At 33.9% G+C, this 10,331-nt stretch carries 8 protein-coding genes and 1 pseudogene; all 9 read left to right on the forward strand.

Going from position 1 to position 10,331, the window contains the following annotated elements:
* Nucleotides 1-97: pseudogene (locus tag QSE00_RS25415) on the forward strand (IS982 family transposase); the annotation flags it as partial.
* 218 nt (nt 98-315) lie between these two features.
* Nucleotides 316-1,749: a M12 family metallo-peptidase gene (locus QSE00_RS24585; protein ID WP_286107924.1), complete on the forward strand. Its 1,434-nt coding sequence runs from the start codon at nt 316-318 to the stop codon at nt 1,747-1,749.
* 16 nt (nt 1,750-1,765) lie between these two features.
* Entirely contained in the window at nt 1,766-2,254 is a 489-nt protein-coding gene (locus QSE00_RS24590; protein WP_286107925.1) for a hypothetical protein, read from the forward strand.
* Nucleotides 2,220-3,224 (forward strand): hypothetical protein, encoded by a 1,005-nt coding sequence (locus QSE00_RS24595; RefSeq protein ID WP_286107926.1) that lies wholly within the window; start codon nt 2,220-2,222, stop codon nt 3,222-3,224. The genes QSE00_RS24590 and QSE00_RS24595 overlap by 35 nt, the downstream gene beginning before the upstream one ends.
* A 376-nt stretch (nt 3,225-3,600) precedes the next feature.
* On the forward strand, nt 3,601-5,334 hold the full coding sequence (locus QSE00_RS24600; protein WP_286107927.1) for a helix-turn-helix domain-containing protein: 1,734 nt from the start codon (nt 3,601-3,603) through the stop codon (nt 5,332-5,334).
* Between the two features lie 161 nt (nt 5,335-5,495).
* Entirely contained in the window at nt 5,496-5,915 is a 420-nt protein-coding gene (locus tag QSE00_RS24605; protein WP_286107931.1) for a hypothetical protein, read from the forward strand.
* Between the two features lie 164 nt (nt 5,916-6,079).
* The gene (locus QSE00_RS24610; RefSeq protein ID WP_286107928.1) at nt 6,080-6,940 is read left to right on the forward strand and encodes an SDR family oxidoreductase; all 861 of its coding nucleotides are present in this window, start codon (nt 6,080-6,082) and stop codon (nt 6,938-6,940) included.
* Nucleotides 6,941-8,236: 1,296 nt separating this feature from the next.
* Complete coding sequence (locus tag QSE00_RS24615; protein ID WP_286107929.1) at nt 8,237-9,031, forward strand: hypothetical protein; 795 nt, start codon at nt 8,237-8,239, stop codon at nt 9,029-9,031.
* Between the two features lie 583 nt (nt 9,032-9,614).
* Entirely contained in the window at nt 9,615-10,214 is a 600-nt protein-coding gene (locus tag QSE00_RS24620; protein ID WP_286107930.1) for an ATP-binding protein, read from the forward strand.
* Nucleotides 10,215-10,331: the final 117 nt, after the last annotated feature.

Consider the following 10,331-nt stretch of genomic DNA (forward strand, 5'->3'; position numbering starts at 1 on the left):
AAACTTCATCACAAATATGGTTTCCGGACTCATTGCATATGCCTTTTACCCAACAAAACCAAACATCAATATAGACAACCTTCAAAGAATTGGATAGTCCTTATATCGAACTCACGTTAATTAAAATAAGAACCTTAAAAAGTCTATGGTTTTAATGTAGTTGGTATTTAGATTTTACTCATAACTTCTTGGTCTCCAGATAATTGTCTTACTTTCTTTTGTTTTCTCCCCCAAAAAATACCCAAGGATGGGTAATTACTTGATTTTCATTACTCACTAATTTGGTTTAAAATTATTAACATAATACCTGAGGTTATGAACCACTCATTCCATCGATTTAGCTATTTATTAGCCTTGATTTCAATTATTTTTAATTCCTGCGGTTTTTTTGATTCAAAAAAAGGAGAGGATTTAAATACCTCTGATGAAAATCAGGAAGAAGTTTTTTTATTCAAAGGTAAAAATTCTGAAGACTCTCAGTTAATGCATTCGATATATTTGGGCAAAGACTCAATGGCAAAATGGGAATTACCCGTAGAAATAGATACAATGTCAACCAGACAATGGGCTTACGTCAAAGACAAGACTTCAACCCTTTCTATTCTAGCTGACTCAATTAATTTAGAAACCAATCAAGGTTTAAATGACCTTGAAAGGATAATTGGTTTTCAAGAAATATATTTTGAGCCTCAAATACTAACCAATTTAGATTCTTTCAAAGCCGAATTGTTTGGTGAGGTTTTAGAGTTCAATGTCGATAATGAAGATTCAATTATGGGGAGCTCCCAATTTTGGACAGGTAGTCTTAACAAACCAAATTCTTCATTTTCAATTATTAAATCTGACTCGATTTATAGAGCTTCCTTTTATTATGATGGAGATAAGTATGAATTAAAAAAGAATACGCAAGGTTATATTATTCAACGAATTGATCAAAACCTTTTTGAGGATGAAGCCGAGCCCTTTAAAAAGATTGAAATTGATGAAGAAAATAATCAAGATCAATTACTTTTTTCCGATACAAATGAATTTATCGATGTTTTAATATGTTATTCAAAAAAAGCTCGAGAAAGATCAGGAGGCATTAGTTATATGAACACAGAAATTATTGATGCTGTGGTAGAGACAAATTTGTCTTATGCAAACAGTCAAGTAAAACATAGGCTGAGAATTGCGGGCACTATGGAACTTGATTATGAGGAATCAGGAGTATCAGAAACAGATGTAGCTTGGATTCACGGCAACGAAAATATCCAAGCTGAAAGGGACAATTTAAAAGCTGATATTGTAGTCTTTATCGTCCAAAACTTGAATTATTGTGGACAGGCATATGCAATTCAAGAAAACATTAGTGTGAAATTTGCACCATATGCTTATTGTGTGGTTAAGAGAGATTGTTCAACAGGATATTATTCTTTTGGACACGAGATTGGTCATTTAATGGGGGCACGCCACGATTGTGCCAAAGACGACGAAAAAAAACCTTTTGATTATAGCCACGGTTTGGTTTTTTGCAATGAAGAGGAATCATGGAGAACTGTTATGGGATATCGTTCGAGCGACTGTTTTTGCACAAAAAGACATTGCCGAATACCCTATTGGTCTAATCCAGATGTAACATATAATAGCAATAAAATGGGTAAAATAGAAATCGATATAACATGTAAAAGCAATAATGCAAAAACGTTAAATAATTCCTCTTTAGTAATTGCGAATTTTAGAGTTAAAAATCAAAACATTGATTTGTAAACTTAAAATCATTAATATGAAAAAATACTTGTTATTTGCCATGACGTTTATGAGTTTTATTTGTTATTCTCAAGAGGAATTAAAATTCGTTTTTGATAAAAAAAATAATAAAATAGAGTCTGATAAAACTCATAATGAAAAACTAAAAAGAATTGGCCTTAAAGAAGGTGAAGAATATAAGATAATATTAGAGAGGATTAATAATTCTATTCATCAATCGGTTATAGAAACAAAACCATTTATGAATAATTCCCAAACACCCGAAATTTTGAAAACAATTTTGCCTTTTACAGAATCTGCACAAGTAAATCAACTATTCAAGACTAAAGATTCAGAGTCCAATTTAACTGCCTTCAATAATGCACAAGTGAAATATAAGCAACTGATTTTTTTAAAAAATACGGCAGATGATTTGTATGCAAAGATCTTATTGACAGCTGGAAAAGAAGTAAATGATACTAGCCAATTTCATGAAAACAGATATTGTGCAAAAAAAAAAGTTTGAAATTCTTGAGCAAGAATTTAAAAAAACATCATTTGATGATGGATTATACGAATGCTGTTATTGTTTTGAGAAAGAAAAGGAAAATTTCAAAAACCCGGAATGTAATCGATGTAGCATAAAAGAAGAAGAACACACTTTTCAACAATTAGAGGCCTATGTGAAAACTAACAAGCAAAAATTAGAATTATTAAATTTAAAAATCACTAGCAATATATTTTATATTAAATCTTTAGAAATATATTTAAAGGCAAGAGTTGAAAAAGCTGAAGCATCTAATGTAGAATTATTAAACGAACTAGCATATACTAGTAAATTTGTAAATGATATAAAAAACAAGGATTTTACAGATTATTCAAACTTTATTTTTAAGGCTATAACATCAACGACTAGTACAAAACCAAAATCTTTTGTCGCTAGTAATGATGGTACAGAAATTAAAATAAAACTTATTAATTTATATACTAAGGACACCATAAAAAGTAAAGCTTTTGACTTCTATTCTCGAAACGAATGGAGTTTCGACTTTTCTTCTGGATTTTTCTTTAACAATCAAGTTGAAAATTCATATTTCCTGCAGGCAAGAGAGGGAGACACTACTAGAATTAGTCTGGTTAAAGAATCGAACAGAGATTTTGATGTTTCATTTGGAGCAATGGGTCATCTCTCATACAAATTTTCAAGTGGGTTTAAAGCCGGTATTGGCATGGGGGCATCATTGTCGCCTTTGGATGCAAAAACAAGATATCTTTTGGGAGGCAGTATGATTTTTGGTAATAAAAATCAACTATCCCTGAACATTGGCGCGAGCTTTGTAAAATTAAAAGTTCTCTCTGGTTCTGTTAATGAGGATTCCGAGGGTAAGTTTGTCGCTCCTTCGGTTACTACAGTTCCAACTTTCGAAAGAATTAAAAGAGGCCTTTATTTTGGAGTTACATATAATTTGACTTCAAAGAAAAAATATCAAGATTAATTGACTTTTTTTTCTTTCTAAAAAGTTTCTTCTACAATGTTAATGAAACCGAGCCTCCTTTGCGAGGTTCATGAACTCCTTTAAAAAACAATGAAAACCTTGTGAATAAACACTTTTTATGCGGCATGCTTGTGCTGAGCGAAGTCGAAGCATAGGAGGGAAGTGACACCGAGGAACGAGGTGCATGAATTCCTTATTACACAAAAACCAGTTATAAATAAATGCCCGTTCCATTCAGACGGGCCTGTTCCTTAGACAGCACTGTGGAGTGGGTTCTTTGTGTAATTAATTTTAAGGATTTAATTTTATAGATTTGTTTTAACAAATCAACACTTTGAACAATCAAAAATCAATAGCAGTTTTACCATTTGTTAATATGAGCAATGATATTGACAACGAATATTTCTGCGACGGAATCACTGAAGAAATTATAAACGCACTAACAAAAATTGACAAACTTAAGGTTATTGCCAGAACCTCATCATTTGCCTTTAAGGGAAAAGATATAGATATCAGAAAAATTGGGAGGCAACTAGGGGTAAGCACAATTCTTGAAGGAAGCATTAGGAAATCCCGGGAAAGGGTTAGGATTACGGCCCAATTAATAGACGTGGAAGACGGTACCCACTATTGGTCTAAAAAATTTGATAGGCAATTAATGGATATTTTTGATTTAGAGGATGAAATTAGTTTGGCAATAGCCGAAGAAGTTCGAAACAATTTTGGGCATTTTGAAATTCAAGAGCATCTGATAGAACAGCCAACAAGAAGCGTAGAAGCCTATCAAATGTATTTGAAAGGACGTTCTTTTCAATTGAAATGGACACCAGAGGGCCTTAACCAGGCCATACACTACTATAACAAGGCCATTGCATTGGATAAAAATTACGCCAAGGCCTATTATGCCAATTTACAATGCTATGGGTTATCGGCAATGTGGGGTTATATTCCTTATGAGGAAGCTATGGAGTCGGCCATCAACAATTTGCTTATGGCAAAAGAATTGGACGCCTCTTTACCGGAATATCCTTTGTCTTATGTCGGAAAGTTTTTTTGGGAAGAATGGGATTTTAAGAATGCCTATATTCATATTAAGAAAGTCTTGGCCATTAACCCCAATCATATTGACGGTTTAGAAGCTTTAACAGAGTTGTTCATGGCGCTTGGTTTTTTTGACATGGCCTTGCCATATGCAAAAAAACTTTTAGAGGTAGATCCGCTTTCCGCAAACAATCATTATACATTGGCCCATATTCACTATTTTCAAGGCTTATTTGACAAAGCCCTTGAAAATGTCGATTACGCCTTAGCACTTAACCCTGAACTAGAATTAGCGCATCATTTAAAATGCTTTTGTTTAATATGGCTAAACAAAAAACAGCAGTTTCAGGAATTTATACACAACACCTCATTAATCGATGAGAAAAATCTCTTGTTCAGACTTGTTAACGAAAAGCATACTGACGTTCCCCTTCAAATTATTGAAAAATGGTCTATCCTCAGTAAGGATAAAACCATGCTGGTACCTTATGACGTGTTTATTCTGGCCAACTCACATCAAACGGCGACGGCCTTTTCTCTCTTAAAGGAAATGATCGACAAAAGACGGGGTCAAATCATCAACTATAGGCAGGATCCATTCTTGAGGCCGCTGCATAAAATAAATGGTTTCACAGATCTGCACCGGTCAAATTTATCGTCTACGGATATCATATCTACCAAGAAAGATGAAGAGAAAGCAACAACAAATGTTTTGGATAAAGACCAAATTAAGAAACTAAAAGGCAAATTACTTTCATATTTTAAGGAAGATGAACCTTTTTTACATCCACAATTAAACTTAAATGTCGTTGCCCAGGTTTTGGAGCTGAACAACAATAAAGTGTCATTTCTGATCAATCAGGCGTTTGATGTTAATTTTAATGACTTTGTTAATTCTTATCGCCTCAAACACTTTAAATTGATAGCACTCGATCCCAACAATTCGCACCTAACCATCCTTGGGTTGGCTTATGATAGTGGTTTTAATTCCAAAACCGTATTCAACACCTATTTTAAAAAAATAGAAGGGGTAACCCCTAGGGCTTGGATGAAAGCCAACTCCTTGTAAATCTCGCCTATTTCGTTTCAGATTATAATTTAGAACGATTTACCTAATAATCCGGTGAATCTTTGCTGCAAAATTAATAATCAAAAAACGATCATTTAATCAGTAAACACATGAAAAAGTTAGCGTCATTAATCACTTTACTTACATTGTCCGTAGTACATATGTATGGGCAAGAAACATCCAAACAAGCATTTGAGATCAAGGTCATTACAAGTGTAGAATCTATCATTCCTAGCGGGCTGGGACGATCACGTTTAATTTCGTCCAACGACGAAAGGGATTACAAACAATTTACCTCTAGTAGAACAGAAGAAAACGATACCAGAAACAAATCGAAAAGAAAAGATATTAGACTTAAAAATTTTGAAGAAACGAAATTATTGAACTTTTATAACCTAGGTGGAATCCGGTTTCAGAATATAGCCGCCAATGATGCCTTAATTTCCTCAAAATTAACCCATATGCTTTCCGAAGGTTGGGACCTGATGTTCATAACCAGTGCCGTAGAAAGCGATGCGGGGAAAAACGATGACAACGGTATTTTTATTACCCGCTATATTCTTAAAAGAAAGTTCAACTAAACCGGCCTAATATAAGGTGAGTTCGACATAAAAATAATTTCAAGACATTGATTTCGTGCAAATTAAAAAATTGCTATTGTCTCCTCGAGCGGACAAAATTATCATAAACAACTCAATAACCATTAAATATAAATCGAAAAACTCACGTTAATATAGTTATCTAAATGAAACATACCAACATATTATTAGCGGGTGCCACAGGTTATTTGGGCAAGTATTTATTAAAAGAACTGCTAGATAATAAAAATCAGGTAATCGCTATTGTACGCAATCCTGATGGGTTGCAAAATGGTAATGAAAACTATTTAGAGATAAAACAGGCCGAAGTAACAAAGCCTGAATCATTACGAGACATTTGTAAAGGGATAAACACGGTAATATCCACGGTCGGCATTACAAGACAAAAAGATGGTCTAACCTATATGGATGTAGATTATAGGGCCAATATGAACTTGCTCGAAGAAGCCCAAAAAAGTGGTGTAGCACACTTTGTATACGTTTCTGCCATTAATGGCCACAAATATCGGGATTTAAAGATTTTTGAAGCCAAAGAAAAGTTTGTCGCCGCTTTAAAATCTTCTGGGCTCAACTATACCATAGTGCGACCAAACGGTTTCTTTTCAGATATGGGCGATTTTTTACAAATGGCCAAATCGGGTCGTGTGTTTTTGTTTGGATCTGGCAATCAAAAAATCAACCCAATCCATGGGGCGGACCTTGCAAAGGCCATTGTAGCTACCTTGGGTGATGACAATAAGGAATTGACCATTGGAGGCCCCGATGTTCTTAGTCTTAATGATATTGCCAAACTTGCCCTGACCGCTTTGAACAAGCCCATAAAAATCGTTCATTTGCCCGATTGGTCAAGAAAACTAAGCATTCGGTGTTTAAGATCTTTCACAAGTGTTAAAACCTATGGTCCTATGGAGTTTTTTCTTACCCTGATGGCAGAGGACAATATTGCATCAACCTATGGACATGAACATCTAAAAGATTTTTACATAGAAGAGGCCAAAAACCTATAAGACCTTAAATGGATTAAAATAACCTTGAATCTCTAGTTGTGACGGGTATCCAATAAAGGGGATGCCTAAAAAAAGGGTAAGGCTACACGGCGCGTTGGCCTTTTATCTATTGAACTCACTTAAAAGAACGAAACAAATAGAGGAGGGGTTGTAGCCTTACCCTTTTTGTAAGGCTACAAGGGTAGGGGAATGGGTGTGGAATGGAAATGCTGATATCAAATTTTAATGAAAAGAATCGTGACATGATTTACATACAGATTCTAACCATTTAATAGGTTCTTTGCCAATATTAAACTTAGCATATCTTGTGTGATGTACTTGTGTAGCACGATTGCCACAGTGAACACACTTCCAGTTGTCACGTTTCAAAACAACGTATCGTTTACGACGCCATTCATCAGATTTTAAGTATACATTTCGATAATATTGTTGACGCCTTATTCTGCGCTGATTCCAGACATAATTTTTAAACCAATTTATTAAGAAAAGAAAAACAACGATTATAGATGCGAACAGAATTAACTTGTAATCGTCTTGATCTAAATTTCTAAATATGTCTAATAAATCATCCATAATTGAAAATTACTACTGATGCGATAAAATGTTAAGACTATAAGTTTATGGTATTTTTTAGGGAATTGCAACCTGTTAGGGCCTGTTTAAACGGAATTTGTAGTAGATAAAATGATTTTTGACAATTTTACCGTCAATTCAAATCCAAAAACAAAATATTAGATTTAAATATCTGTATATAAACAAATTACAATAATTTTTAAAAATTTAACGCATCACCAGTAATTGAAAATAATAAATTTAAGTATTATGAACTATTTTTTATTGTGTGTAAAATACGAGTGAATATAATTGATAGAGTATCAATTATATAAATCTGCGAGATGTTGCGGCTGCAGAGCAATTTGATTTTATAAAACAATCGAGCCTGCCTGACGCCAGTCAGGCGCTTGGCAGCGGCAAATGCGTAGCATTCACGAATACCTAAGAAAAACAATAGAAATCCTATGAGTAACTTTACATAACGGCAAATTATAGATACACCTGGCAAAAAAAATTAGCCAGTGGCTGATTACTTTTGGTGGCGGGTTGAAGCGGCTGCCTTCGTAAGGCCAACGCGCCGGCTCGCTCCTCACTAAAAAGTTGCGACAATATTTGATTCAATTGGGGCAGAAACCAAAATTGAACATACCGTTGTGGGAGCCAATTATCCTGTGGATGATTGTAATCAAAAAAATATCCAGTTTTTTCTTAACTTAATGTTATCCAAAAACTATAAACCAAATGCCTAAGCAAAAAGGGGTCATAAAAATAAAAGGCACATTAAATGGTATCTGCTATTACTCACTTAAAGGAGAGCACCTATTACGTAAAGCTGCTGGCCCTTCAATGGAGCGTATTCAAACAGATCCGGCCTTTGCAAATTTAAAATCAAATATGCAAGAGTTTGGAGCGGCTTCCAAACTTTCAAAAGCCATAAGAACAGGCTTTTTTGAAACCGCAATGCAGTTTAAGGATTCGCATATGGCAAGTCGCTTGTCTGGTCTATGTCGTAAAATCATCCAAAAGGGTAATGGTAGTCCAGGGCAAAGAGATGCCTCCCTGGCTAATGATCCAAAGGCATTTATTGGCTTTCAACTCAATAAAAACACCATGTTCCATCAGGTATATAAAGCAAATCCAATAGTTACAAGTTCTGAAAACAGGGATGTAATTACCATCAGTATTCTTGAAAGCAATACAGCGCACCTTAACAAACTTCCAAAAAAGGCCACACATTTTCAATTAACTAGCGCTTTAAGCTTGGTTTCTAAGTACAAATGCTATTCAAACAAAAAAGCATATTATCCGGTAGCTTTAAAGCAAAACGCTTTGGGCATCAGCCAAAAAACAGGTCCGTTAGCATGTAATATAGAACATAAAAACCTTCAAATACAACTCAAAACGCCCGTAACATCAAAACTTTCTTCAAATATAGATATTACGGTTTGGTTAGGCATTCAATACCTAAAACAAGAGGGTTCGCAATTTCATGCCTTACAGACCTATAAGGCCATGCAATGTATTGCTCTGCTATAAACCGTTATAAACAGGGGCCTCATTCGGGGTTCCCTCGTAGTAACTTCAGGTTAAAGCCAAGGTAACCTCGGGTTAAAGGTATGTAAACCATATATAAGTTGTTGGATACAACACTTTATTAAAATGATAGTTTCTTTTTTATCTAAAAGGTAACAATCAAAAAAAACATCATTATTGAAAACTCTCCTGCTGGCGCGAACGTCACGCTCGTGCTAGCGTGGGGAGCAAATTAGCTTGACATGATTACTGTCGATATAAGTCTAAAGACATTATATCTATAATTATGTCAAATAGCGCCATAAGCAGCGCTATTTCGCTAATGGTGATAAATGTTCTATAATGTTCTGCGTTATGTAACTTGAGCTTTGATTAAAAGCGAAAGTTGTTACTATTATTTTTAAAAAAATTTATTCTCAAAAGTTTCTTCTACAATGTTAATGGAACACTTATTATGCGACGACGTAGGAGGGAAGCGTAATATGTGTGGAATGGAATTAGATAATTGATTTAACAAAAAAAATATTGTTATAAATTTTGACAAAATAATATTTGTCATTATATTTGACAAAATAATATTTGTTATATGAAAAACGTCATTGGAACACCAGCGAGAGGTAAAGATTTCTTTCAAAGAAAAAGAGAGATTTACAAAATAATAAAAGCAATAGAAGAAGGCGCTAATATTCAGCTAGCAGCACCAAGAAGAGTTGGTAAAACTTCAATATTAATGCATTTATTAGATAATCAACCGAACGACAATCATTATTTATATTTAGATACAGAGGCCATATCTGATACAAATGATTTTTTTAAGAAGATTTATTCCGAGGTTATAAAATCTAATTGTGTTAGTGGTTCAGTAAAAGTAATTCAGCAAATTAAAGGAGCTGGCAATTCTTTTTTAAAAAAAATAAAAGGTATCAATGTAAGTGGAGCAGGATTAGAATTGTCTGAAACAGAAGATTTGAATTATTACAATGAACTTATTAATCTGTTGAAGGGTATCCAATTGGATAAAGGAAAAATAATATTAATGATAGATGAATTCCCTTATACAATAAGTAATATAATTGACAAAACAAAAAGTAATGATGAAGCAATAACTTTTTTGCAATTAAACAGAAGTTTGAGATTAGACCCAAATATTAACTTGAAAATTCAATTTATTTATACAGGCTTGTAGCCTTCCCTAAAAATAGGACAGTATAAAATTCAAATTTATTAATTTTAAATTTTAACTGTCACATGAAGAAAAGCAAGTTTAGCGAAAGCCAGATCATTAAGACCCTCAAAGAGATCG

The organism is Arenibacter flavimaris (genome assembly GCF_030291335.1).
Classification (GTDB): domain Bacteria; phylum Bacteroidota; class Bacteroidia; order Flavobacteriales; family Flavobacteriaceae; genus Arenibacter.

Bases quoted from the DNA above. Each gene is read 5' to 3' on its own strand.
- QSE00_RS24590 (WP_286107925.1), top strand. From the start codon at position 1,766: ATGAAAAAATACTTGTTATTTGCCATGACGTTTATGAGTTTTATTTGT.
- QSE00_RS24585 (WP_286107924.1), top strand. From the start codon at position 316: ATGAACCACTCATTCCATCGATTTAGCTATTTATTAGCCTTGATTTCA.
- QSE00_RS24605 (WP_286107931.1), top strand. From the start codon at position 5,496: ATGTATGGGCAAGAAACATCCAAACAAGCATTTGAGATCAAGGTCATT.
- QSE00_RS24620 (WP_286107930.1), top strand. From the start codon at position 9,615: ATGAAAAACGTCATTGGAACACCAGCGAGAGGTAAAGATTTCTTTCAA.
- QSE00_RS24595 (WP_286107926.1), top strand. From the start codon at position 2,220: ATGAAAACAGATATTGTGCAAAAAAAAAAGTTTGAAATTCTTGAGCAA.
- QSE00_RS24615 (WP_286107929.1), top strand. From the start codon at position 8,237: ATGCCTAAGCAAAAAGGGGTCATAAAAATAAAAGGCACATTAAATGGT.
- QSE00_RS24610 (WP_286107928.1), top strand. From the start codon at position 6,080: ATGAAACATACCAACATATTATTAGCGGGTGCCACAGGTTATTTGGGC.
- QSE00_RS24600 (WP_286107927.1), top strand. From the start codon at position 3,601: ATGAGCAATGATATTGACAACGAATATTTCTGCGACGGAATCACTGAA.